Raw genomic sequence first — 24,550 nt, 5'->3', positions numbered from 1 at the left:
TTTGTGAGACTGTCGGCGTGGAGCCGACCATCGTGCAGTGTGCCGAGCAGCCCTATGTCGGACGCCGCGAGTCGATCACGATGATCGAGTTCGCCCGTGTCGCCGACCATCTGCCCACCATGTTCTCCGGCCTGGCGCAGCGCGGCGTGCACGTCACCGGCGCCCCGTTCTTCCGCTACCGCATGATCGACATGGCGGCCGAGATGGTCGTCGAGGCCGGCATCCCGGTCGCCGGCCCGGTCCAGGTCGAGCCGCCGCTCTTCGTCGACAAGCTGCCGGCCGGCCGCTATGCCACGGTCACCCACGTCGGTCACCCGGACGGGCTGATGGCGGTGACCGCGCGCCTGCTCGACTGGGCCCAGCGCAAGGGGCTGGCCTGGGACATGACGCCGACGCCGACCGGCGAGCGGTGGAGCGCCCGGCTGGAGATCCTGATGACCAACCCGGCCGAGCAGCCCGACATGCACAAATGGGAGACGGTCCTGCTCTTCAAACTGGCCGATTGACGGTCGCGGTCCGCTTCGTCCCTTCCGGTACGCGGTAAGCACCCGCCGTGGTCAGGCGGCCGGCCCGATCAGCTCGGTGCCATGCCTGGCGGCGTGCAGCAGCACCGGGTCCGGCCGTGCCCGCCACATCTCGACGGCCGCGTCGGCGAACTTGATCGCGTGCGCGTCCCCGGAGGCCACCGCCCGGTCGAAGACCTCGTCCGGATCCGGCGAGCCGTCCTGCATCAGGGCGGGGCCCGGCTCCCGGGAGGAGGAGGTCGCGGCGACAGCGGGTTCCGGTTCGCCGGGGGAGGTCGCGGCGACGGCGGGGTCGGGCTCGGCGGGGGAGTAGGCCGCGGTCACCGCCGCCGACGCCGCCCAGGCCGCTTCGAGACTGGGCAGACCCAGCTCCGGCGGCAACGCGGGCAGGGCGCGCAGCACCGCGGCCGGGGCGGTGGCGGCGTGCACCATCATCACGGGGCTGCCGTACCCGTACCGCAGATGTCGTTGAACGGCGGCCGTGACGATCGCCCGGAGCCGATCCGCCACCTCTCCCTCCCCGGGCACCGCGCCGGCCGCTCGCGGCCAGGCGGGCAGGTCGGCGAGCTGGGCGAGCCGGCTGCGGATCCCGAACCGCTGGTCCGGCACCCGCGGCACCGCGTCCAGCGCGGCCCGCGGATCACCGGCGCGATAGGGTCCCTGCCCGGCCGGCGCGAGCGGCTGCCAGCGCGCCGCCCAGTAGGCCAGCCCCTGTCCCAGCTCGGCCACCCGGACCGGCGTCTCCTCGTCGAGCAGCGCCCGCACCGCATGACCGACCCTGATCACCCCGTGCGTGGCGCCGGCCGCGATCCCCGGCAGCAGTCGCGGCCACCAGGCGGCGAGCACGTCCCGCCACGGCTGCGCCCGCACCTCCCGCTCGAAGAACACCAACCAGTCTCCGGTACGCGAGGAGTCGCCGAGCGGGTCGCGCCACCCGTCCGCGGCGATCGGCGAGATCCCGCGCGGCACCTCCTCCAGGTGGTCCAGGTAGTCGTCGATCCACTGGTGCACGTCGCCGGCATGCCCGTGCCGGATCAGCGCCTCGGCGGCCATCGGCGCGTGGTTGGAGAGCCAGCCGTCGAATTCCGGACCGGTCCGGTGCAGTCGCTGCAGCGCTTCGTCGAGTGTCCCGTTTTCCATGCTCCTGAGCTTGCTACTTAAACCGAGGTTGAGCGCAAGCTCATCAATGTTGCAGGTCAGGACGCATCCATGCCGATCGTGCACAAAGGCTTTGCACAATATCTGTGCATAGTTATTGTGGATGCATGGCGGAGGAACTCAGTGAGGTACAGCTCAGCGGACCGCAGATCCGCGCACTCGCCCAGCCGTTGCGGTTGCGGCTGCTCGGCCAGCTGCGCTGGGCCGGCCCGGCCACGGCCACCGGGCTCGCCGCCGTGTTGCGGACCAACACCGGCGCGACCAGCTACCACCTGCGCCAGCTCGCCGAGGTCGGGCTGGTGGTCGAGGAGGAGCGCCCCGGATCCGGCCGGCAGCGCTGGTGGCGCGCCGCGCACGACATGTCCAACTTCCGGCGCAGCTACTACGAAGGCGACCCGGAGGCCACCGCGGCCGCCGAGTGGCTGGAGGCGGAGCAGGTCAACCGCTTCGCCGAGCTGGCTCGGCACTGGCGGCGCGCGCTGCCCGACGAGCCCGAGGCCTGGCAGGAGGTGGCCGGCATCTCCGACTACATGCTGCACCTCGGCTCGGCGCAGACCGAAGCGCTGTTCCGGGAGCTGGAGGAGGTGATCGACCGATATCGGCGGCTCGGTGAGGACGAGCCCGGTCCGGACGCGCGCCCGGTCGCCGTCTACGTGGCCGGCCTGCCGCACATCCAGGAGCCGGAGGCCGGGGCGTGACCATGGACGTACGTCAGATCCGGTTGAGGTTCCTGTTCTTGATCGTGGTGCGGTGGCTCCCGGTCGGCCTCACCATCCCGATGCTGACCCTGCTCCCACTCGACCGTGGGCTGACGATCGCCCAGGCCGGGCTGGTCGCCGCGGTCCAGGGCCTGACCGTTCTGGTCCTGGAGCTGCCCACCGGTGGTCTGGCCGATGCGCTCGGCCGCCGTCCGGTGCTGTTGATCGCCGGAGCGGTCAACCTGGTCTCGCTCTCCGTCATGTGTGTCGCCGACTCGGTCACCCTGTTCGCCGCGGCCTGGTTCCTGCAGGGCATCTTCCGGGCGCTGGACAGCGGGCCGCTCGACTCCTGGTTCGTCGACGAGTCCCTGGCCGTGGACCGGGACGCCGATATCGAGACCGGTCTGAGCCATGGCGAGGTCGCGCTCAGCCTCGCCGTCGCCGGCGGCGCTTTGATCAGCGGCGGCCTGGTCTGGCTCGGCCCGATCGGGCCGGTCAGCGCGCTGACCGTGCCGGTGGTGGCCGCCCTCGGGCTGAGCGCGGTGAGCACGCTGTCGCTGATCCTGCTGATGGTCGAGGACCGCCCCGCCCGCGGTGCGGCCGCCTGGGTCGCCTCGATCCGTGGCGTGCCGGTGGCGATCGGCTCCGCACTCGGCCTGGCCCGCCGCTCCCGGGTGGTGCTGGCGCTGATGGCGGTGGAGCTGCTGTGGAGCTTCGGGATGGTCACCTTCGAGAAACTCATGCCGATCCGGCTCGCCGAGGTGACGTCGGGCGAGGAGGCGGCGGCCGCCCTGATGGGCCCGGTCAGCTCGGTCGCGTGGGGCGCCTCGGCGGCCGGCGCGGCGCTGATCCCGCTGCTGATCCGGCGGATCGGCGCGCCGTGGACCGGATTCGCGCTGCGCATCCTGCAGGGGCTGACCATCGTCGGGATGGGGCTGCTGGCCGGGCCGGCCGGGGTGATCACCGGTTTCCTGCTCACCTACGCGGTGCACGGCGCGGCCAACCCGGTGCACGCCGGCCTGCTGCACCGGCAGGCCGAGGGGGAGTTCCGGACCAGCCTGCTCTCGCTCAACTCGATGGTCGGCCAGCCCGGCTTCGCGATCGGCGCGATCCTGCTGACCGCGCTCGCACAGAGCGTGAGCGTCAGCGCGGCGATCGTCGTCGGCGGCCTGGTGCTCGCCGCCGCGGCGCCGCTCTATCTGGTGAAACCCAAGTTTCGGGAACCCATCGATACGGGTACCAGCCCCACATCGGCTCTCACCCCCGGAGGAACCTGATGCTCGCTATCGCCGCCGCCGTCGTCTTCGGCGTCTACCTGCTCGCCGACCTGCTGAACACCAACTTCGGCGCCCCCGATCTGTTCAACTTCTCCACCATGGCCTCGCTCGGCCTGCTGCTGCTCGCGCTCTACCTCGCGGGCGTCGGCAGCGGCCCGGCCACCGGCTCCGGTTCCGGCCGCCGCTTCTACGGCCGCCGCCCCGGACGCGGCTGACCCGACCCGCTCTTCTCCGGCCCGCGCGCACACGCTCAGTAGCGGTGCGTTAGCGGGCCGGGAGCGTGTCCACAGGTGGCCAGGTCGCATTTCGGATCGGCCCGTGAGGGCCGGTACTGTCGGTTGCGATGGACATGGACGGGCTCTTCTCACTCGCGCAGCCGGACTCGTCGACAGCGGTTCCGGCCGCCGGTTTCGGCGCACCCGCGGCGGATGCCCCCCTCCCCGTCCGGATGCGCCCGGCCAGCATCGACGAGCTCGTCGGGCAGCAGCACCTGCTCGCCCCCGGCGCGCCGCTGCGCCAGCTGGTGACCGGGTCGAGCCCGATGTCGGTGATCCTCTGGGGGCCGCCCGGCACCGGCAAGACCACGATCGCGCACCTGGTCGCGCACGCCACCGACCGCAAGTTCGTGGCGATGTCCGCGCTCACCGCCGGGGTGAAGGACGTGCGCGCGGTGATCGACACGGCGCGCACCGAGCGCCGGCGCGGCGGCCCGCCGACCGTCCTGTTCATCGACGAGGTGCACCGCTTCAGCAAGACCCAGCAGGACTCGCTGCTCGCCGCGGTCGAGGACCGGACCGTCACGCTGCTCGCCGCCACCACCGAGAACCCGTACTTCTCGGTGATCTCGCCGCTGCTCTCCCGCTGCGTCCTGCTGACCCTGCAAGCCCTGCAGGAGGATGACGTGCGCCGGCTGATCCGGCGCGCGATCACCGATCCGCGCGGGCTGGGCGGGGCGGTCACGGTCTCCTCCGAGGCGGAGGACCATTTCGTACGGCTGGCCGCGGGCGACGTGCGCAAGGCGCTGACCGCCGTGGAGGCCGCCGCGAGCACCGCGCTCGCCCAGGGCGCCGCCGAGATCGACCTGGCCACCGCGGAGCGCGCGGTCGACGTGGCGGCCGTGCGCTATGACCGGGACGGCGACGCGCACTACGACGTGACCAGCGCGTTCATCAAGAGCATGCGGGGCAGCGACCCGGACGCCGCGCTGCACTACCTGGCCCGGATGATCGTGGCCGGCGAGGACCCGCGGTTCATCGCCCGGCGCATCGTGATCTTCGCGAGCGAGGACGTCGGGATGGCCGACCCGCAGGCGCTGTTGGTGGCGACCGCGGCGGCCCAGGCGGTGCAGCTGATCGGCATGCCCGAGGCCCAGCTCAACCTGGCCCAGGCGGTCGTGCACATGGCCACCGCCCCCAAGTCGAACAGTGTCACCACGGCGATCGGCGCGGCGATGACCGACGTGCGGGCCGGCCGGGGCGGGCCGGTGCCGACCCACCTGCGCGACGCGCACTACTCCGGCGCACGTGGTCTTGGTCACGGTCGCGGCTACCGCTACCCGCACGACGACCCGCGAGGCGTCGTCCGCCAGCAGTACGTCCCCGATGATCTCGTCGGCACCGACTACTATCGGCCGACCGACCACGGGGCCGAGCGCGCCGTCGGTGAGCGGGTGCCTCGCCTGCGCCGGATCGTGCGGGGGCTGGCTCCCCGTGCCGCTTCGGCGGGCAGGGCGAACCGCGCGGCGGGTGGTGCTCCGGGCCCGGATGCGTCACAGTCGCCGGTGGCCTCCGGTTCGCCGGCATCCGCCTCGGCGGGTCCGGTGGCCGGTGATCCGGTGGATTCCGCTCCGGCGGGGTCGTCGGTTGCTGGTGCTCCTAGCGCTCCCGCTCCGGCGGGGTCGTCGGTGGCCGGTGCTCCGGGCGGTTCCGCTCCAGCCGGGGATGCCGTGGCCGATGCGGAGGCGTCGGTCGTGGCCGACGGGCCGGAGGCGGTGACGGGATCGGGTGCGGCAGCGGCCGGACCGGATGCCGAGGGTGACGAAGTGCGGTCAGACGAGAGCGGCGACGCCGCCGGGAAGGAACAGCCGTGACTCCGCGCGGAGCCGAACGGCCCGACGACGCCGGGCAGGGCGGCGGCAAGAAGGGCCGCCGCTTCGGGCGTGGCCGCGCCGAGCAGCCGGCCGAGCCGGTCGAGATCCCGCGCGAGGAGACCGGCTGGCTCGACGACCTGTGGTCGGCCAAGGAGCAGGGCGGTGCGATCGGCCCCGGTGCTGCGCCCGGTGAGGCCCGGACCAGCAAGTCGGGCCGGATGGCGCCCGGCCCGGACGATCGCCCGGAGGACGACGGCCCGGTCTTCGGCGGCGGCTTCGAGCCGGACGAGCCGGCCGCGGGTGGTCCGGCGCCCGGCTGGCAGGCCGGTTCCGGTGAGTTCTCCGGCCCGGTGCAGCGCCCGCCCGCGCCCGGCTGGCAGGCGGGGTCGGGGGAGTACTCCGGCCCGGCGCAGCGTTCTCCCGCGCCCGGGTCGCGTCCCGGGCCGGTTTCCGGTGGTCCCGCCGGTGCTGCCGGTTCCGGCGCGGTCGCTGGCGGGCAGGCGCCGCCGGTCCGGCGGATGGGTCCTGGCGCTCAGGGCGCCGCCGCGCCGGTGAATCCGGGGCAGCCCGCTCCCGGTCAGATGCCTTCCGGTCAGATGCCGGCGGCGCAGCTAGGCGGTCCTGGAGGACCGGGGCAGGTGTCGCCCGGTCGTCCCGGAGTGCCGGGGCAAATGGGTCCTCAAGGGCAAATGGGTCCGCAGGGGCAGATGCCGCCCGGCGCGGTGCCGTCCGGCCAGCGGGGCGCCCCGATCCCCGGCGGACAGCAGGGGCAGATGCCCGGCCAGCCGCAGAGGCCCGGTCAGCCCCAGGGGCAGGCTCCCGGCCGGCCCCAGGGACAAGCGCCCGGTCACATGTCCGGCGCGATTCCCGGAGCGATGCCGCCCGGTGGAGCGCCGGGACGGCCCGGCCAGCAGGGTCCGATGCCTGGCCAGGTGCCGCCCGGTCAGCGCGGTGGCGGCGGTCAGCTCCCGCCGAAGCCGGTGTCGCCCGGTCAGATGCCGCCCGGTCAGATGCCTCCGGCCGCCCGCCGGGGCATGCCCGGCGCGCCGGTGTCGCCCGGCCGGGCCGGTATGCCGCCCGAGGCCGGTCAGCCGGGTGGCGCTCCGGGCTATCCGGATCCCGCCGCGCCGCCGGTGGTGCCGCGCTCCGGGAACGCTCCGGAGATCCCCGGCGCGCGTCCCGCGCCGGATCCGCGAGGCGCCGCGCCGGTCGATCCGCGCGGCGCGACGCCGGGTGAGCCCCGTGCGATGACTTCCGGCGTACGCCCGGTCTCTCCCGGCATCCGCCCGACCTCCCCGGCCGGCCCGGCCCGTGACCGGTTCCGTAGCGACGCCCAGCAGTCCGGCCCGATCCCGCCCGCCGTCTACCAGACCGGGCCGATCCCGCCGGCCGGTGGCGGCTTCCCCGGCGACCCCGTGCCGCCGAGTGTCTACCAGGCTGACCCGGTCCCGCCGAGCGTCTACCAGACCGGCCCGATCCCGGGCGCTGACGACGGCCGGGGCCGAGCCGGTGCCCCGGGCGATCCCGCCGAGCGGACCAGCCGCGGACGCAACCGTCGTGCCCGCGCCGAGGCGGCCGGCCAGCCCGGCGTCTACGGCGCCACCGCCCCGGGCCCGGTGTCCGGCGCGCCCGGTGGCGCCCAGCCCGGTGCCTACGGCACGGCCGCACCCGGCAGCGCGCAGTCCGGTGGTTACGGCGCGGCCGCACCCGGCGGTGCACAGCCCGGCGGCGCGCAGCCCGGTGGTTATGGCGCGGGCGTTCCTGGCGGTGCGCAGCCCGGTGGCTTCGGCGACCCGGACGGCGGTTACGGCGGCCGCGCGCCGCGCCCGGTCTCCGGTGCGCCGACCTCGCACGCCGCTCCCTCGCACGCTGCCCCGGACGGAACGGCAGCTGGTCCGGGCGGGGTCCGCGGTGGTTCGGCCCGCCCGGTCTCCGGCGCGCACGCGCAGCCGGACGAGTTTGCCGGGGGGACGCGTGGTGGTTCGGCCCGGCCCGTTTCCGGCGCGCACGCGCAGCCGGACGGGTTTGCCGGTGGGGTGCGTGGTGGTTCGGCGCGGCCGGTTTCGGGCGCGCACGCACAGCCGGACGGACCCGTGGGTGGTCCCGCTGGGATGCGTGGTGGCTCGGCGCGGCCGGTCTCGGGCGCGCACGCGCAGCCGGAGGGTCCGGCCGGGCACCGGGCAGGTCATGCGGCTGTCCCGGAGCAGGGCACCGGACGGCACGAAGCGCCGGATGGCGGCCGCGAGGTAGGCGCCGACACCGGTGCGCACGGGTTCGTCCGTCCCGGTGACGCTCCGCGTGGGCGGGGCGGCCGTCGTGCCGCCGAACCGGACAGCGGCCCGCAGAACGTTCCCGGCGCTGGTCAGCGCGGTCCCGCCGGAGTCGGCGGCCCGGGTTCCGGTCCGCGGGGCGCGGCCGGTCAGGCTGGCGTCGCAGGTGGTCCGGGCGCGCCGCAGCGCGGCCCCGGAGGTCGTGGCGTTCCCGCCGGGCCCGGCGGCCCCGGCATGCCCAGCGGTCCGGGCACTGGTCAGCGTGGTCCCGGCGGTCCGGGCGCCGGCCAGCGTGGTCCCGGCGGTCCGGGTGTTGGCGACCGTAATCCTGGCGGCCCCAACGGTCCCGGCGGTCCGGGCGGTCCTGGTGGCCCCAACGGTCCTAGCGGTCCCAACGGTCCTGGCGGTCCGAATCCCGGCGGTCCTGGTGGCCCGGGCGGTCCTGGTGGCCTGAATGGTCCCGGTGCTGGTCAGCGCGGTCCCGGTGGACCGGGTGGGAGGCCGGGTCGGCCCGGTGAAGGGCCGCAGGGTCCGGAGCAGCCGGGCGGAGCGGGCACGGGCAGCGTGCCCGGTCCCCGGCGGGCCGGGCCCGGTGACGGGCGGCCGATCCGAGCTGCTGCCGTGGTGCCGCCGGTGGTGCCGGGACGGCAGGGCAAGCGTGCCCCGGCCGTGCCCGGGCGCGCGGGCGCGATGGCGGAGAGCACCTCGGGTGTCATCCAGCGTCCCGGTCCGCGCGGCGGCAACGGTCAGCTCCAGCCGGACGAGGACGGCTTCACCACGGACCGGCGTTCGCTCGAAGCGGGTCAGCAGACCGCGGGCCGGCAGGGCGCGAACCCGGGCCCCGGTGGCGGTGTCCCGGTACCCGGCCAGCCGGGTCCGGGCCGGCGCGGTCGCGGCGACACAGCGGGCAGCCGGATCCCGGCCGACTCCCCCTTCGCCGACCTGGTCGGCGCACAGGCCGAGCCCGGCTTCCCGGCCGGCCGCGGCGCTGCCGACCAGAGCCAGGGCTTCCCGGCCGGCATGGGCAGCCCGAGCCAGAGCCAGGCTTTCCCCGCCGGCATGGGCGATCCGAGCCAGAGCCAGGGTTTTCCGGCTGGCACGGGCGATCCGGGCCGCAGCCAGGGTTTCCCGGCCGGCACCGGGGATCCGGGCCGCAGCCAGGGTTTCCCGGCCGGCACCGGGGATCCGAGCCGCAGCCAGGGTTTCCCGGCTGGCATGGGTGACCCAGGCCGGAGCCAGGGCTTCCCGGCCGGCACGGGTGACCCGGGCCGGAGTCAAGGTTTTCCCGCCGGCCGCGGTGTGCCTGAACAGGGCCAGGGTTTCCCGGCCGGTCGCGGCGGGCCCGAGCAGAGCCAGGGTTTCCCGGCGGGCAGGGGCGGCCCGGACCAGAGTCAGGGCTTCCCGCCCGGTGCCGGTGGGCCCGAGGCGAGCCAGGGCTTCCCGGCTGGGCCGGAACAGCCGACCTCGCGCGGCCGGCGTCGCCGGGCGGTCCCTGAGCAGAACCAGGGGCAGGGCCGGGGTCGTGGCCCGGTCGGTCCGGACCAGAGTCAGGGCTTCGCGCCCGGCGGTCCTGAGGGGCCGGCGGGTCGTCATGGCATGGGCCCGGAGCAGAGCCAGGGCTTCGCGGCCGGAACCGGCGCGCCGGAGCAGGGCATGGCCAGCAGCGGTCCGGTGTCCCCGGCGCCCGGAAGGCGCGGTGGCCGATCCGCGGCCGGCGGCGCACGGGCCGGCGCCGCGGGCGCGGCCGCCGTTCGCGGCCGGGGTGGTCCGGGCAGCGGCGCGGCACGAGTTCCGGGCAACGGCCCCACCGGCACGCCCGGCAACGGCCCCGGCGGCATGCCCGGCAACGGCCCCGGCGGTCCGGCAGGTATGCCCGGAGGCGGCCCGAGCGGTCCGGCAGGTATCCCCGGAGGCGGCCCGAACGGTCCGGCGGGCATGCCCGGAGGCGGCCCGAACGGACCTGCGGGGATGGCCGGCGGTGGTCCGGCCGGTGCGTCCGGTACCGGGTCGGGAACCGGTCCGGCCCGAGGCCGGGGTGGTAGCGGACGGGGCAACGGTTCCGCCCGGGTGCCCGGCAATGGACCCGCGGGTGGGCCCGGTAACGGTCCGGGCGGTCCGGGCGGTCCGGGCGGTCCGGGACGCGGGGCAGCCTCGGTAGCCGTGCCCGGCCAGGGTGGACCCGGTGGTCCGGAGGCCGGCGGCCCGAGCGGTTCGCCGCGCGGTGCCGGAGCGGCCAGCGGTCCGGGCAGCCCGGAGACCGGTGACCCGGGTGCCGTGCCGCGCGGCGCGGCGTCCGTCGCCGTGCCCGGCAACGGTCCGTCCGGTCCGGGACGCGGCGCCGCCTCGGTGCCGGGAAGCGCTCCCGGCCGGGGTGCGGCCGGCGCGCCCGGAGCCGACCCGAACGGCGGTCCCAGCCGCGGCAACGCCGGAGTCCCCGGCAACGGTCCGGGTCGTGGCGCTGCCGGCGTGCCCGGCAACGGTCCGGCGGGTCCGGGTCGTGGTGCGGCCGGCGTGCCCGGCAACGGTCCGGCTGGCCCGGGCCGTGGTGCCGCGAGCGTGCCCGGGAGCAACCCGGGCGGTCCCGGGCGGGGCGCCGCCCGTGTGCCCGGCAGCGGCCCGGGACGCGGCGCCGCCGCGGTGCCCGGCGGCGCGGCCTCAGCAGCGGTCGTCCCCCGTGGCGCGGCCTCGGCGGCGGTGCCGGCACCGGGCAAGGCCCCCGAGGACGGCTTCGGCCCTGGCCATGGCTTCGGCGAGGGACCCGGCGACGGCGACGGTTTCGGCGAGGGACCCGACGGATTCGGAGCGGGACCCGACGGCTTCGGCGACGGATCGGCCGACGGCTTCGGTGACGGTTTCGGGGAGGGACCCGGTGACGGGGACGGCCCGGGGGACCGGTTCGCGAACGGGACCGGGACGATCGCTGTGGCTCGCGTGGGCGGGGCCGCCGGCGTACCGGAGAAGGGTGTGGCGAAAGCCGCTGCGGCCGTACCGGAAAAGGCCGGGAGCGGCAGCGGACCCGGCGGCGAACCGGAGGGTGGCCTGCGCGGTGAGCTTCGCCAGAAGCTGCGCACCCAGCGGCGCCTGCGGCTGATCACGCTCTCCACCCTGGCGGCCGTGGTGCTGCTGGTGCTGCCGGCCTTCTTCGGGCTGCGCGCGGTCGCCAGCGACCCGGTCTTCGCCTCACTGGACGCGCTGAACGTGCCGGCCTGGGCGGACAAGAACCCGCAGGACGTGGCCACCGGCAGCCGCTGGTGCTTCTTCGAGTGCCGGCTGCGGGAACGGCTGGCCGACTCCGAGCACCCGTTCCAGGAGACCGCGCAGGCTTACACCAAGGCGCTGGAGGAGGCCGGGTGGCAGCGGTGGAAGGTCAAGGGCTGCCCGGAGGTGCGGGTCGACCCGGAGAACGGCGTCTACTCCTGCTGGAAACGCGACGAGTACAACCTGGACATGCTGGTCAGCCTGCCGGGCTGCGCGGTGGACCAGGTGGCTCAGGAGGCGGTCCCGCCGGCCGGCAGCGACGCGGCCGAGGCCGGGGAGACCGGCGCGGGCAAGTGCGAGGGATCGACGGTCAGCATCAAGGTGCAGTACGAGATCGGTGACGAGCGCGGCAAGGTCGACAAGAACCCGGGGCCGGTCGGCGTGACGCCGGAACCGACGCTGGACGACGCCGATCCACTCTTGGAGCCGACACCCCAGGCGTCGTGAGGCGGGCGGTGGTCACGGACGGTAGGGTCTGCACGTTGTCCCCGCCGTTACCGTGACCACCCGAAGAGGAGACGCGCTACATGGACGCCGGAGAAATCGCTGGTCTGATCGCGGCGGGCGCCTTCCTGATGCTCGTCGTCGTGCTGGCCTTCCCGATCCTGAAGCTGGGCCGCACCGTCGATGCCGCCACCCGGGCGATCAATGAGGTGACCGACCGCACCGGGCCGCTGCTCGGCAACGTGAACACCACGGTGGAGAATGTGAACACCGCGCTCGGCCAGGTTCAGGTCTCTTTGGACGGCGTGAACCTGCAGCTGGCCAAGGTCGACACGATGACCGAGCACGCGCAGAACGTCACCGCGAACATCGCGAACCTGACCACCGTGGTCTCCGCCGCCGCCGCGAACCCGCTGGTCAAGGTGGCCTCGTTCGGGTACGGCCTGCGCAAGGCCACCGCCGCCCGCCGGGCCGCCGAGGAGGACCGCGAGGTCCGCACCGAGATCAAGCGGCGCCGCCGCGCCGGTCGCTGAGAGGATCGCCGCTATGAAACGCCTGCTCTGGCTCGGTGTCGGTCTGGCCGTCGGCGCCCTCATCGTGCGCAAGCTCACGCAGAAGGCCGAGGAATTCACCCCGACGGGGATCGCCACGTCGCTCTCGCAATCCGCTGGCGGGCTCGTCGAGTCGATGCGTAACTTCGTGGAGGACGTCCGCGACGGCATGGCCGAGCGGGAACAGCAGATCCACGAGGCGTTCGCCGCGGGGGAGCTGTACGAGGACAAATTCGCCGAGCTGCGGGATGACGCGCAGCCCGGTTCGCAGGAGGGGTACCGATGAAGACGGCGGAAGTCAAGCGGCGCTTTCTGGCGCATTTCGAGGCGAACGGGCACACGGTGGTCCCGAGTGCCCCGCTGCCGGCCATCGACGACCCGAACCTGCTGTTCATCAACGCCGGCATGGTGCAGTTCGTGCCGTTCTTCCTGGGCCAGCGCACCCCGCCGTACCAGCGGGCGGCGAGCGTGCAGAAGTGCATCCGGACCCCGGACATCGACGAGGTCGGCAAGACCAGCCGGCACGGCACGTTCTTCCAGATGAACGGCAACTTCTCGTTCGGCGACTACTTCAAGGCGGGCGCCATCCCGCTGGCCTGGGAGCTGTCCACCAAGCCGGTCGAGCAGGGTGGTTTCGGCCTCGACCCGGAGAAGATCTGGGCGACCGTCTACCTGGACGACGACGAGGCCATCGAGATCTGGAAGCAGACCGGCCTGCCCGCGGAGCGGATCGTGCGCCGCGGCAAGAAGGACAACTTCTGGTCGATGGGCATCCCCGGCCCGGCCGGCCCGTGCTCGGAGCTGTACTACGACCGCGGCCCGGAGTACGGCAAGGAGGGCGGCCCGGAGGTCGACGAGGACCGGTACCTGGAGTTCTGGAACCTGGTCTTCATGCAGCACGAGATCACCGACGTGAAATCCAAGGAGGAGTTCACGATCGTCGGTGACCTGCCGAAGCAGAACATCGACACCGGCATGGGCCTGGAGCGGATCGCCTCGATCCTGCAGGGCGTCGACAACCTGTACGAGATCGACGAGGTGCGCCCGATCCTGGCCCGCGCGGCCGAGATGACCGGCAAGAAGTACGGCGCGCACTCCGGGCACGCGGCGAACCAGAGCCACCCCGACGACGTACGCCTGCGGGTGATCGCCGACCACGTGCGCACCGCGCTGATGCTGATCGGCGACGGCATCGTCCCGTCCAACGAGGGCCGCGGCTACGTGCTGCGCCGGATCATGCGCCGGGCGATCCGGTCGATCCGCCTGCTCGGCTGGCAGGGCGCGGCGCTGCCCGAGCTGCTGCCGATCGCGCGGGACTGCATGTCGCCGTCGTACCCGGAGCTGGCCGAGGAGTTCGGGCGGATCTCCACGTACGCGTACGCGGAGGAGGACGCGTTCCTCGCCACCCTGAAGGCGGGCACCACGATCCTGGACACCGCGATCACCGAGACGCGCGCCGCCAACAAGACGCAGCTCTCCGGCGACCAGGCGTTCAAGCTGCACGACACGTACGGTTTCCCGATCGATCTGACCCTGGAGATCGCGCAGGAGCAGGGCCTGGAGGTCGACCAGGAGGGCTTCCGCCGGCTCATGACCGAGCAGCGGAAGGCGGCGAAGGCGGACGCGGCGGCGCGCAAGACCGGCCACGCGGACCTGTCGGCGTACCGGTCGGCGCTGGACGCCGGTGGCGCGGTCGAGTTCACCGGCTACCAGGAGATCACCCGCGAGTCCCGGGTCCGGGCGCTGATCGGCACCAAGGGCCGGGTCGAGGTCGCCGGTGAGGGCGAGACCATCGAGCTGGTGCTGGACACCACCCCGTTCTACGCGGAGGGCGGCGGCCAGCAGCCGGACACCGGTCTGATCAAGGTGGGCGGCGGCCGGCTCGAGGTCTTCGACGTCCAGCAGCCGATCCCCGGCCTGATCGTGCACAAGGCGCGGGTCGTCCAGGGCGAGGTGCGCGCCGGTGAGAGCGGGCTCGCCGAGATCGACGTGACCCGCCGGAAGGCGATCTCCCGGTCGCACACCGCGACCCACCTGGTCCACCAGACCATGCGCAACTTCCTCGGCGAGTCGGCCACCCAGGCGGGTTCGCTGAACGCGCCGGGCCGGCTGCGGTTCGACTTCCACACTCCGGGCGCGGTCAACCCGTCGGTGCTCTTCGACGTCGAGCAGCAGATCAACGAGGTGCTGCTGCGGGACCTCGAGGTGCACGCGTTCATCACCTCGCAGGAGGAGGCGCGCCGGCTGGGCGCGATGGCGCTGTTCGGCGAGAAGTACGGCGACGAGGTCCGGGTCGTCGAGGTCGGCGACTACGCCCGCGAGCTGTGCGGTGGCACCCACGTGTCCCGGTCCGGCCAGCTCGGCCTGGTGAAGATCCTCACCGAGTCGTCGATCGGCTCCGGGGTGCGCCGGGTCGAGGCGCTGGTCGGCATCGACGCGTTCGGCTTCCTGGCCAAGGAGCACCTGCTGGTGTCCCGGCTGGCCGACCTGTTCCGGGTGCCCGGCGACCAGGTCGCCGACCGGGTCGAGCAGACCGTCACGGCGCTGCGCGACGCGGAGAAGGAGCTGGAGAAGCTGCGGGCGCAGATGGTGCTGGCCGGCGCGGGCGCGCTGGTCGACCAGGCGAAGGACCTGCGCGGCGTGGCGTTCGTCGGCACCGAGGCGCCGGAGGGCGCGGGCGGCAACGACGTGCGCACGCTGGCCCAGGACATCCGCGGCAAGTTCGACCCGGCCCGTCCGGCGGTGGTCGCGGTGACCGCGCGCTCGGGGGGCAAGGCGACGCTGATCGTGGCGATCAACGCGGCCGCGAAGAGCCGCGGGCTGTCGGCGGGTGACCTGGTCAAGGGCGCGCTGTCCGGCCGGGGTGGCGGCAACGCCGACCTGGCGCAGGGCGGCGGCGTGCCGGCGGCCGAGGCGCCGAACCTGCTCGCCTCGATCGAGAAGGCGCTGGCCGAGGCGAACTGAATCGGCTGAGTGTGTTCCGGTAAAGGATCCGTCGCACAGTGCGACGGATCCTTTCCTTTTTCTTGAGAATTCTCAGCGGCGGCAGAGGGGGCCCGCGTATCGGCGGGCGAAGCGGTTAAGCTTTGCCCGCGATCGGGAGCCATTCATGGACTTTCGTTGATTAACGGCTCCCGCGCCTTTCGAATGACTTGGCCGGGGACAAGGAGACGCGGGTTGCTGGTGTGCAGGGAGAGAGCGTGACGCACGGCTTCACCCGGGGGGTGCGCCTCGGGGTGGACGTCGGACAGGTGCGCGTCGGGGTCGCCAAGTGCGATCCGGACGGGATCCTGGCCAGTCCGGTGGCGACCGTGGCCCGGGACCAGCAGGCCGGCGAGGACAAGCTCCCCACCGACCTGGCGGAGCTGGCCCGGCTGGCCGACGAGCACGAGGCGATCGAGATCGTCGTCGGGCTCCCGGTCGCGCTGAACGGGCGGGAGGGCGTGGCGGCCGGCCACGTCCGGGCGTACGCGGAACGGCTCGCCGGGGTGCTCGCGCCGCGGCCGGTCGTGCTCTCCGACGAGCGGATGTCGACCGTGGTCGCCAGCCGTAGGCTGAGCGAGCGGGGCGTCCGTGGGCGTCGGCAGCGTGCGGTCGTCGATCAGGCGGCCGCCGTGGAAATCCTGCAGGGCTGGCTGGACGCGCAGCGGAGGCAGACTTAATTGATCGACGAGTTGGATAACGCGTTCGAAGGGGCCGGCGAGGACCCGGGCCGATGGCGGCACCGCAAGCGGAAAGGCGGTGGCCGCGGTCGCACCCTGCTCACGCTGACCCTGGTCATCGTGCTGCTCGGCGCGCTCGGCGGCGGGGCCTACTTCGGGATCAGCAAGGTGAAGGGCTTCTTCTCGGCCGAGGATTACCCCGGTCCGGGGACCGGTTCGGTGGTCGTCGAGGTGAAGTCCGGCGACAGCGCGACGGCGATCGCCAACACCCTTTACACCCTGGGTGTGGTGAAGAGCGCCGCGGCGTTCGTCGACGCCGCCAAGGAGAACCCGAAAAGCAAGGACATTCAGGTCGGATCGTACCTGCTCCGCAAGGAGATGAAGGCCGCCGACGCGCTGACCGCGCTGCTCGATCTGAAGAACAAGAACGTCACCAAGGTCACCATCCCGGAGGGCCTGATCTCGCTGCAGATCTTCGACAAGCTCTCGCAGGCGACGAAGATCCCGGTGGCCGAGTTCAAGAAGGTGTCGAAGGACCCGCAGAAGCTGGGTGTGCCGGCGCTGTGGTTCAAGCGGCAGGACGGCAAGAAGGTCGACAAGACCAACATCGAGGGCTTCCTGTACCCGGCGACCTACGAGTTCCCGAAGGACGCCGACGCCACCAAGATCCTGCAGACGATGGTCGCGCACTTCAACGCGGAGATGAAGGAGCTGGACTTCGCCAACCAGGCGACCAGCAAGCTGCACATCTCGCCGTACGAGGCGCTGGTCGCCGGCTCGATCGCGCAGGTGGAGGCGCTGCTGCCGGAGGACATGGGGCCGGTGGCGCGGGTGCTCTACAACCGCGCCTACCTCGGCACCTTCCCGTGTGGCTGCCTGCAGCTGGACAGCACGGTGAACTACTGGCTGCGGATCAGCGGGAAGGACGCGAAGGCCTCGGAGAAGCTGCTCGCCTCCGAGCTGCACGACCCGAAGAATCCGTACAGCTATGACGTCAAGGGGATGGCGGTCGGCCCGATCAGCAATCCCGGCGAGGTGGCCCTGAAGGGTGCGATCACCGCTCCGAAGAGCCAGAACTTCTTCTTCGTGACGATTGATAAAAAGGGCACCATGGCGTACGGCAAGACCAACGACGACCATGAGAAGAACAAGCAAATCGCCTGCAAGAACGGTATTCCGATCTGCGGGTGACGGGTTGACACGGCATCGACGGCCGGCCGGGGAATCCCGGCCGGCCGTTGTGCTGAGGTAGCGCCGGAGGTCGATCCGTGGCACCCTTCGCGTCGTAGTTCCAGCCGGGGGCCTGGATGCTGGACGCGCAGCGGAGGCAGAAATGCTTGACGATCTCGATGCGGTGCTGGAGGAAGAGGAACAGGCGAGACCGGCCGAGACACGGCGCCGTGCCCGGGGCCGGGGCGGGCGCTCGGCGGTCGCGTTCTTCATGAGCCTGGTCCTGCTCGGCCTGCTGGCCGGCGGCGGGTGGTACGCGTACAGCAAGGTGAAGGGTTTCTTCGTCGACGACGACTACCCGGGACCGGGCGGCGCCGAGGCGATCGTCGAGATCAAGTCCGGGCAGTCGGCCACCGACATCGGCACCACGCTGGTGCAGCAGAAGGTGGTCGCCTCGGTCGACGCGTTCACCGGCGCCGCCAAGGACAACAACCGCAGCAAGAACATCCAGGCCGGGTGGTACAAGCTGCGGGTCGAGATGAAGGCGAGCGACGCCCTCGCCGCGCTGCTCGACCCGAAGAGCCGCTGGGTCACCAAGGTCACCCTGCCGGAGGGGCTGTCCTACCAGCAGACCTTCCAGAAGCTGTCGGAAGCCACCAAGATCCCGGTCGCCGAGTTCGAGAAGGCGGCGAAGAACCCCATCGGGCTCGGCGTCGACGAGTCCTGGTTCACCCGGACCGACGGCAAGAAGGTCGACAAGACCGACATCGAGGGCTTCCTCTACCCGGCGACCTACGAGCTGTCGCCGCGAGCGGACGCCACCGGGGTGCTCAAGGCGATCATCGCGAACTTCAACGCCGAGATGGAGCGGCTGGAGTTCGTCGCCACGGTGCAGAAGACCCGCGGCGGGATCTCGCCCTACCAGGCGCTGATCGTGGCGTCGATCGCGCAGGCCGAGGCGCTCAAGGACGTCGACATGGCCAAGGTGTCCCGGGTGATCTACAACCGGGCGTACGGGGACTTCGACTGCAAGTGCCTCGGGCTGGACAGCACGGTCAACTACTGGCTGCGGATCACCGGCAAGAAGGTCAAGCCGTCCGAGAAGCTGACCCAGGCCGACCTGCACAACCCGAACAACCCGTACAACACGCACGACAAGTCGGGCCTGCCGCCGGGGCCGATCGGCAACCCGGGCGAGGTGGCGCTCAAGGGCGCGATGAACCCGACCAACAACTTCCCGTACTACTACTTCATCAGCATCGACACCAAGGGCACGATGGCCTACGGCAAGACCGGCGAGGACCACGTCCGGAACACCCAGCTCGCCTGCAAGAACGGCATCCCGCTCTGCTGAGCCGGCAGGTGGCACATCCGGCGCGGCGCGGGCAGCGTCGTGCCGGCCGGCCGGTTCCGTAAAATCGGCGGCGACCCTTCGACGAGGACAAGGACGGACCGCTGTGCAGACCACCAGCTCGCGCCGAGCGGCAGTCCTCGGCAAGCCGATCGCCCACTCGCTCTCCCCGGTGATCCACCGGGCCGGGTTCGCCGCCGCCGGGCTCACCGGCTGGAGCTACGAGGCGATCGAGTGCGCCGAGTCGGAGCTGCCCGACCTGGTCGCCGGGTTCGGCCCGGAGTGGGCCGGGCTGTCGCTGACCATGCCGCTCAAGGAGGCCGCGCTCAAGCTGGCCACCTCGGCCACCCCGGCCGCGATCGCCGCCGGCGTGGCGAACACGCTGGTGCGGCAGCCGGACGGCGGCTGGCACGCCGACAACACCGACATCCCCGGCATGGTCCGGGTGCTGCGGGAGGCCGGGCTCGGCGTGAGCACCGGCCGGCACGCGGTCAAGGAGGCGCCGCCCCGGGTCACCGTGCTCGGCGGGGGCGGCACCGCGCGGGCCGCACTGGCCGCCGCGGCCGAGCTGGGCGCCGAGGTGGTCACCGTGGTCACCCGCCGCCCGGAGGCGCGGGCCGAGCTGGAGCCGGTCGCCGGCGCGCTCGGGCTCAAACTGGAGGGCGCCGACTGGGCGGATGCCCCGGCCGCCTTCGACGCCCAGGCGGTGATCTCCACGGTGCCCAAGGGCGCCGCCGACCACCTGGCCGCCGACGTCACCTGGCACCCCGGGACGGTCCTGTTCGACGCGCTCTACGACCCGTGGCCGACCCCGCTGGCCGCCTCGGCGACCGCCGCCGGCCTGGCCGTGGTCTCCGGCCTGGACCTGCTGCTGGCCCAGGCACTCAGCCAGTTCGAGCAGTTCACCGGCACGCAGGCGCCGGAGGACGCGATGCGCACCGCCCTCGACGAGGCCGCCCGGAATCGCTGAGGATCACCTTCAAGATCTTCATATACGCGGGCCCAGCGGGGTGCGGATCGCATGCTCCCGGCACCCCTCTGTCAAGGGGTTGGTGTGGGGGATGTTTTAGGGTGGTGGTTGGCGGGTCCGGGTTGTGACTTTTCCGAAGTGTCGATCTTGGGGTTTGGGTCGGCCGCGCTGGAGTTTCGAGTCGCCCCCGTGTGTCCTCCCGGATCCGTCGCCGGGGTTGTTGCGGCTGCCGCGTCTTTGATCATTTGTCGGTAGACGGTGTCGGACAGGCGTCGTTTCAACGCTCGCATGGCTTCCATCGCGGTTTTGCCTTCGGCGCGTTTGTGCTGGTAATAGGCGCGTGCGGGGGTGTCGTAGCGGAGCTGGGTGATGACCATGATGTGCAGGACCCGGTTGATGCGCCGGTTCCCGGCCCGGTTGAGCCGGTGATGGTGATGGTCGCCGGAGGACACGTCGATGGGGGCGGTGCCGTTCCAGGTGGCGAAGTGTCCGCGGGTCGGGAAGCGGTGGATGTCGCCGATGTCGCCGAGCAGGCGGGCGGCGCCGGAGGGGCCGATGCCGTTGAGGCTGGTCAGCTGGGTGCCGGTGGCGGCCAGCACGGTCGTCAGCTGCCGGTTGGCTGCTTTGATCTTGGTGTCCAGGGTGGTGAGCTCGTCGACCAGGTCGCCGGCCAGCTGATAGCGGGTGGCGGTGACGATGTCGCCGGCCGGGACGCTGACGCGTTCGAGCAGGGTGCGGGCCTGGTCGGTGGTCAGGTTCTTCTTCGCGCCGCCGGGGATCAGTTCGAGCAGTAGCTGGTGCAGCCGGTTGATGGTCTCGGTGCGGGTGGCGCCGAGCTGGTCGCGGCGGTCGGCCAGCAGCCGCAGCGCGACGGTGGCGCCGTCGGCACGAACCTGGTGCAGGCCCGGGGTGCGTAGCGCTGTCACGGCGATGTGGTGGGCGTCGTGACCGTCGGTTTTGCGGCCGTGGCCGGTGTCGAAGTTGCGGGCTTTCGCGGCGAGTTTCGCCGGGACGTCCAGCACGGTTTCGCCGTCGGCGACCAGCCGCTGGGCCAGGTGCCGGCCGATGCCGTTACAGCCCTCGACCGCCCACACCCGGCCGGCGTGACGGCGGCCGGCAGCGAGCAGCTGCTGGTAGCCGCCGGTGTCGGTGCCGTACCTACCGCGGGCCAGTACCTGTTCACGCTCGTTGATGATCTCGATCGTCGCGGACCGCTTGTGCGGATCGACCCCAATGATCAGCTGACCCATCGTCGGTAACCTTCCCGTCGTCGCAGCACACAACGCCGGCGGGAGGGCATCGCTACTTACAGCTGGGCAAACCCCTCTCAAGCCACTCCGCGCCACGGTGACCGGCAGGGTTCAAGCCGGGAGAAAGCCACACCCCGCCATCTGAGTGGGCAGCGCGGGCCTGAGAATCCCTACCGATCACCTCGACCAAGCCTGGCCGGGCCGCGGTCGTACATCAATTCTCTTTAAGTAGCGCGGGCCGGAGGCAGCGATCTGGCCGCTGGCGCGTCCAGGGCGATCGCTGCCTCCTGCACTGTCCGCGGGTGGTTCCGGAGATCAACACCAGCGGGTCAGGCCGCGGTGCGGAGCGCGCCGGTTGCCAGGGTGCGTGAGCGCGCTGATCCGTGGGCACTGCCGCGAGGCACGCCGCGGTCCGGTCCGCAGCGCGTATCGCGGCCGTCCGGCTGGCTGTCAGGGGTGCCTCACGTGCTGTGAGAGACCTCTGACAGCCAGCCGGACGGCGGTGCGTACCCGCGGTCGGAGACGTCAGTGGACGACGGTGACCGGTGGTGAGGTGTGGTCGGCGGGCAGGCGGTGGGGGCGGACGACCAGGAAGCCGACCGCGGTGGCGGCGAGCATGCCGGCAACGACCACGATCGCCATCGCGACCGCGCCGACGCCGAGCACGCCGACCAGTGGGGCGGCGAGGGCGCCGACGCCGAACTGCACGGCGCCGAGCAGGGCCGCCGCGGTGCCGGCTGCCTCGCCGTGCCGGGACAGGGCGAGCGCCGGCGCGTTCGGCATGATCAGGCCGACCGTGGCCAGCACCAGCCAGAGCGGGACCAGCACGCCGAGCAGGCCGCCCAGACCGGTCGCCGCGGTGAGCAGCAGGAGCAGGCCGAAGCCGAGGCCGGCGAGCAGCGACCCGGCCAGGATCCGCTGGGCGGTCCAGCGGCGCAGCAGCAGCACGTTGCACTGGGTGGCGCCGATCAGGCCGATCGCGCCGCTCGCGAAGATCAGGGCGAACTGCTGCTCGCTCAGCTGATATTCGTCCTGGAAGACGAAGGACGAGCCGCTCACGTACGCGATCAGCGCCGCCATCGCGAGCCCGGCCACCAGGATCAGGCCGACGTAGACCCGGTCGGTGAACAGGCGGCCGTAGTCCCGGACGGTGCCCAGCACCCCGCCGTCGCGGCGCCGCTCGCGGGGCAGCGTCTCCGGCAGCACCAGCGCGGCCGCCCCCATGATCGCCAGCCCGGCGACGGCGAGCACCACGAAGACCCCGCGCCAGGACGCCCAGTTCAGCACCAGGCCGCCGATCGTCGGCGCCAGGATCGGCGCCACCCCGACCACCAGCATCAGCCGGGAGAAGAGCCGCGCCGCGGCCATCCCGTCGAACAGGTCACGGACCATCGCCATCGCGACCACCGCGGCGGCCGCCGCGCCCAGGCCCTGGATCACCCGGAGCGTGCCGAGCACGGCCAGGTTCGGCGCGAGCACGCACAACACCGAGGCGAGCACATGCACCGCGATGCCGGCGAGCAGCGGGACGCGCCGTCCCATCGCGTCGGAGAGCGGGCCGACCAGCAGTTGGCCGAACGCCAGGCCGAGCAGCGTGCCGGTCAGGGTGAGCTGCACCGCGGCGGCACCGGCGTGCAGGTCGGTGGTGATCGCGGGCAGCGAGGGCAGGTACATGTCGATGGTGAGCGGGCCGAGCGCGGTGAGGAAGCCCAGCACCAGCACGATCCGGAAGCGGCGGCCCATCGGCAGCAGCTCACCGGGAGTGAGGCCGGCGTCGGACAGGGTCAGATTTCGAGTCTCGGCCACATCCGGTGACAAGTCGCCGGCCACGCCGGATCTTCCAGCCGGTCAGGATTGGTAACCGCCGTCACACTCCGCGGTGGGACGGGTGCTCCGGCCGTACGCGAGGCTGGTCTTGATCTTGAAGGGGCGTCCGGAGAGCGGGATCCGCGTGCCTCCCGTGAGGCCGTGCCCGCCGCGTCTCTAGACTTCAGCCATGCTGCGCTGGCTTACTGCAGGTGAATCGCACGGACCGGCGCTCGTCGCGCTGCTCGAGGGTGTCCCCGCCGGGATCGAGGTGACGAGCGCGGACATCACCCGTGACCTCGTCCGCCGCCGCCTGGGTTACGGGCGCGGCGCCCGGATGAAGTTCGAGCAGGACGAGGTCGAGTTCATCGGCGGCGTCCGGCACGGGCTCACCCTGGGCAGCCCGGTCGCGATCCGGGTGGGCAACACCGAGTGGCCCAAGTGGGAGACGGTCATGTCGGCCGACCCGGTCGACCCGGACGTGCTGGCCCAGCAGTCCCGCAACGCGCCGCTGACCCGCCCCCGCCCCGGGCACGCCGACCTGGCCGGCATGCAGAAGTACGGGCACACCGACGCCCGGCCGATCCTGGAGCGCGCCAGCGCCCGGGAGACCGCCGCCCGGGTCGCCGTCGGCGTGGTCGCCAAGCAGCTGATCAAGCAGGCGCTGGGCATCGAGATCGTCTCGCACGTGATCGAGCTGGGCTCGGTCGCCGCCAAGTCCGGGCTGATCCCGACGCCGGACGACTTCGACCGGATCGACGCCGACCCGCTGCGCTGCCTCGACCCGGAGGCCAGCGCCCGGATGGTCGCCGAGGTCGACGCCGCGAAGAAGGACGCCGACACGCTCGGCGGCATCGTCGAGGTGCTGGCCTACCAGATCCCGCCCGGCCTGGGCTCGCACGTCCAGTGGGACCGCAAGCTGGACGCCCGGCTGGCCACCGCGCTGATGTCGATCCAGTCGGTCAAGGGTGTGGAGATCGGTGACGGCTTCACCCAGGCCCGTTCGCGCGGCTCGGTCGCACACGACGAGATCGTGCCGACCGCGGACGGGGTCAAGCGGGTCACCGACCGGGCCGGCGGCCTGGAGGGGGGCATCACCAACGGCGAGCCGCTGCGGGTGCGCGCCGCGCTCAAGCCGATCTCCTCGCTGAACCGGGCGCTGCAGACCATCGACATCACCACCGGCGAGCCGGCCACCGCGATCAACCAGCGCTCCGACGTCTGCGCCGTGCCGGCCGGCGCGGTGGTCGCCGAGGCGATGGTGGCCCTGGTGCTGGCCGAGGCGGCGACCGAGAAGTTCGGCGGCGACTCGGTCGCCGAGATCCGCCGCAACCTGGCGTCCTACCTCGACGCCCTGGTGATCCGCTGATGGCGCCGGTCGCGGTCCTGGTCGGCCCGCCCGGCGCCGGCAAGACGACGGTCGGCGAGGCGGTCGCGGCCGCCCTGGGCGTCGGCTTCGCCGACACGGACACGATCATCGAGCAGCGGGCGGGCAAACCGATCCCGGACATCTTCGTCGAGGACGGCGAGCCGGCCTTCCGCGCCCTGGAGCGCACGGTGGTGGCCGAGTCGCTGGCCGCCTTCGACGGGGTGCTCGCCCTCGGCGGCGGCGCGATCATGGACGAGTCCACCCGGAAACTGCTGAGGGAGCAGACCGTGGTGTTCCTGTCGGTCGAGCTCGCCGACGCGATCAAGCGGGTCGGCCTGGGCGCCGGCCGTCCGCTGCTGGCGATGAACCCGCGCGCGACGATGAAGTTCCTGCTGGAGCAGCGGCGGCCGCTCTACACCGAGGTCGCCACTCACACGGTGAGCACGGACGGCCGGGAGCCGGCGGAGATCGCCCCCGAGGTCGCCGCGCTGCTGCGGGCCTGATCAGCCGGGTTCGGGCGGCGCCGTGGTGCCGAGCCTCGGCTGGTGGTGAGGGGTGTCTCGGCGGCTTGGAGAGACCCCTGACACCCAGCCGGGTCCGGGCGGTGCGAGGCTGCCGGCCCGGGCTGGTTCTCCGGGGTGTCTCGGCGGCTCTGAGGGACCCCTGACGCCCAGCCGGGACCGGGGCACGGTGCCCACCTGGC

General features: G+C 72.9%; 19 protein-coding genes. 16 read left to right on the top strand and 3 right to left on the bottom strand.

Translation table 11 applies throughout. The annotated features are described in order from the left end of the window. The first annotated feature begins 17 nt into the window (after positions 1–17). Positions 18–506, top strand: a complete 489-nt coding sequence (locus BJY16_RS44640) for a GyrI-like domain-containing protein (protein WP_185045742.1) — start codon at positions 18–20, stop codon at positions 504–506. A gap of 51 nt (positions 507–557) precedes the next feature. Here the strand turns inward: BJY16_RS44640 and BJY16_RS44635 are convergent, their stop codons facing one another. After that, the gene (locus tag BJY16_RS44635) at positions 558–1,664 is read right to left on the bottom strand and encodes a questin oxidase family protein (protein ID WP_185045741.1); all 1,107 of its coding nucleotides are present in this window, start codon (positions 1,662–1,664) and stop codon (positions 558–560) included. Between the two features lie 125 nt (positions 1,665–1,789). Between BJY16_RS44635 and BJY16_RS44630 the strand changes: the two genes are divergently transcribed. The 13 genes from BJY16_RS44630 to BJY16_RS44570 all read left to right on the top strand — a co-directional run bounded on the left by BJY16_RS44630 (position 1,790) and on the right by BJY16_RS44570 (position 19,422). Further along, on the top strand, positions 1,790–2,380 hold the full coding sequence (locus BJY16_RS44630) for a helix-turn-helix domain-containing protein (RefSeq protein ID WP_185045740.1): 591 nt from the start codon (positions 1,790–1,792) through the stop codon (positions 2,378–2,380). Positions 2,381–2,382: 2 nt separating this feature from the next. Further along, positions 2,383–3,657, top strand: a complete 1,275-nt coding sequence (locus tag BJY16_RS44625) for an MFS transporter (protein WP_185045739.1) — start codon at positions 2,383–2,385, stop codon at positions 3,655–3,657. After that, the gene (locus BJY16_RS44620) at positions 3,657–3,872 is read left to right on the top strand and encodes a hypothetical protein (RefSeq protein WP_185045738.1); all 216 of its coding nucleotides are present in this window, start codon (positions 3,657–3,659) and stop codon (positions 3,870–3,872) included. Before BJY16_RS44625 ends, BJY16_RS44620 begins: the two co-directional genes overlap by 1 nt. Before the next feature lie 128 nt (positions 3,873–4,000). Continuing rightward, the gene (locus tag BJY16_RS44615; RefSeq protein ID WP_185045737.1) at positions 4,001–5,746 is read left to right on the top strand and encodes a replication-associated recombination protein A; all 1,746 of its coding nucleotides are present in this window, start codon (positions 4,001–4,003) and stop codon (positions 5,744–5,746) included. Positions 5,747–8,032: 2,286 nt separating this feature from the next. Further along, the gene (locus BJY16_RS49090) at positions 8,033–8,470 is read left to right on the top strand and encodes a hypothetical protein (protein WP_185045736.1); all 438 of its coding nucleotides are present in this window, start codon (positions 8,033–8,035) and stop codon (positions 8,468–8,470) included. Between the two features lie 2,102 nt (positions 8,471–10,572). Beyond that, the gene (locus BJY16_RS44605) at positions 10,573–11,721 is read left to right on the top strand and encodes a hypothetical protein (protein WP_185045735.1); all 1,149 of its coding nucleotides are present in this window, start codon (positions 10,573–10,575) and stop codon (positions 11,719–11,721) included. Positions 11,722–11,801: 80 nt separating this feature from the next. After that, positions 11,802–12,251: a DUF948 domain-containing protein gene (locus BJY16_RS44600; RefSeq protein WP_185045734.1), complete on the top strand. Its 450-nt coding sequence runs from the start codon at positions 11,802–11,804 to the stop codon at positions 12,249–12,251. Between the two features lie 13 nt (positions 12,252–12,264). Beyond that, on the top strand, positions 12,265–12,555 hold the full coding sequence (locus BJY16_RS44595) for a hypothetical protein (RefSeq protein ID WP_185045733.1): 291 nt from the start codon (positions 12,265–12,267) through the stop codon (positions 12,553–12,555). After that, a complete protein-coding gene (alaS, locus tag BJY16_RS44590) occupies positions 12,552–15,233 on the top strand; it encodes an alanine--tRNA ligase (RefSeq protein ID WP_185045732.1) in 2,682 nt (893 codons plus the stop codon). The genes BJY16_RS44595 and alaS overlap by 4 nt, the downstream gene beginning before the upstream one ends. Positions 15,234–15,469: 236 nt before the next feature. Further along, positions 15,470–15,931, top strand: a complete 462-nt coding sequence (gene ruvX / locus BJY16_RS44585) for a Holliday junction resolvase RuvX (RefSeq protein WP_185045731.1) — start codon at positions 15,470–15,472, stop codon at positions 15,929–15,931. Next, positions 15,932–17,122: an endolytic transglycosylase MltG gene (gene mltG, locus BJY16_RS44580; RefSeq protein WP_185045730.1), complete on the top strand. Its 1,191-nt coding sequence runs from the start codon at positions 15,932–15,934 to the stop codon at positions 17,120–17,122. It begins immediately after the preceding gene. Between the two features lie 142 nt (positions 17,123–17,264). Further along, positions 17,265–18,455 (top strand): endolytic transglycosylase MltG, encoded by a 1,191-nt coding sequence (gene mltG / locus BJY16_RS44575; RefSeq protein ID WP_185045729.1) that lies wholly within the window; start codon positions 17,265–17,267, stop codon positions 18,453–18,455. A gap of 103 nt (positions 18,456–18,558) precedes the next feature. Further along, positions 18,559–19,422, top strand: coding sequence for a shikimate dehydrogenase (locus BJY16_RS44570; protein ID WP_185045728.1), 864 nt, complete (start codon positions 18,559–18,561; stop codon positions 19,420–19,422). A 71-nt stretch (positions 19,423–19,493) separates the two neighbouring features. Here the strand turns inward: BJY16_RS44570 and BJY16_RS44565 are convergent, their stop codons facing one another. Both BJY16_RS44565 and BJY16_RS44560 read right to left on the bottom strand, forming a co-directional pair. Next, complete coding sequence (locus BJY16_RS44565; protein ID WP_185038372.1) at positions 19,494–20,672, bottom strand: IS110 family RNA-guided transposase; 1,179 nt, start codon at positions 20,670–20,672, stop codon at positions 19,494–19,496. Positions 20,673–21,197: 525 nt separating this feature from the next. After that, the gene (locus BJY16_RS44560; RefSeq protein WP_373873419.1) at positions 21,198–22,478 is read right to left on the bottom strand and encodes a multidrug effflux MFS transporter; all 1,281 of its coding nucleotides are present in this window, start codon (positions 22,476–22,478) and stop codon (positions 21,198–21,200) included. A gap of 190 nt (positions 22,479–22,668) precedes the next feature. On the opposite strand from BJY16_RS44560, the gene aroC reads away from it, so the two are divergent. Both aroC and BJY16_RS44550 read left to right on the top strand, forming a co-directional pair. Beyond that, entirely contained in the window at positions 22,669–23,847 is a 1,179-nt protein-coding gene (gene aroC / locus BJY16_RS44555; protein WP_185045727.1) for a chorismate synthase, read from the top strand. Further along, complete coding sequence (locus BJY16_RS44550; protein ID WP_185045726.1) at positions 23,847–24,350, top strand: shikimate kinase; 504 nt, start codon at positions 23,847–23,849, stop codon at positions 24,348–24,350. The genes aroC and BJY16_RS44550 overlap by 1 nt, the downstream gene beginning before the upstream one ends. The last annotated feature ends 200 nt before the right edge of the window (positions 24,351–24,550 follow it).

Origin of the sequence: Actinoplanes octamycinicus (assembly GCF_014205225.1) — a bacterium.
GTDB lineage: Bacteria > Actinomycetota > Actinomycetes > Mycobacteriales > Micromonosporaceae > Actinoplanes > Actinoplanes octamycinicus.
Note: the sequence above shows the minus strand (reverse complement) of the source record. Positions and strands in the feature narration are given on the sequence as shown.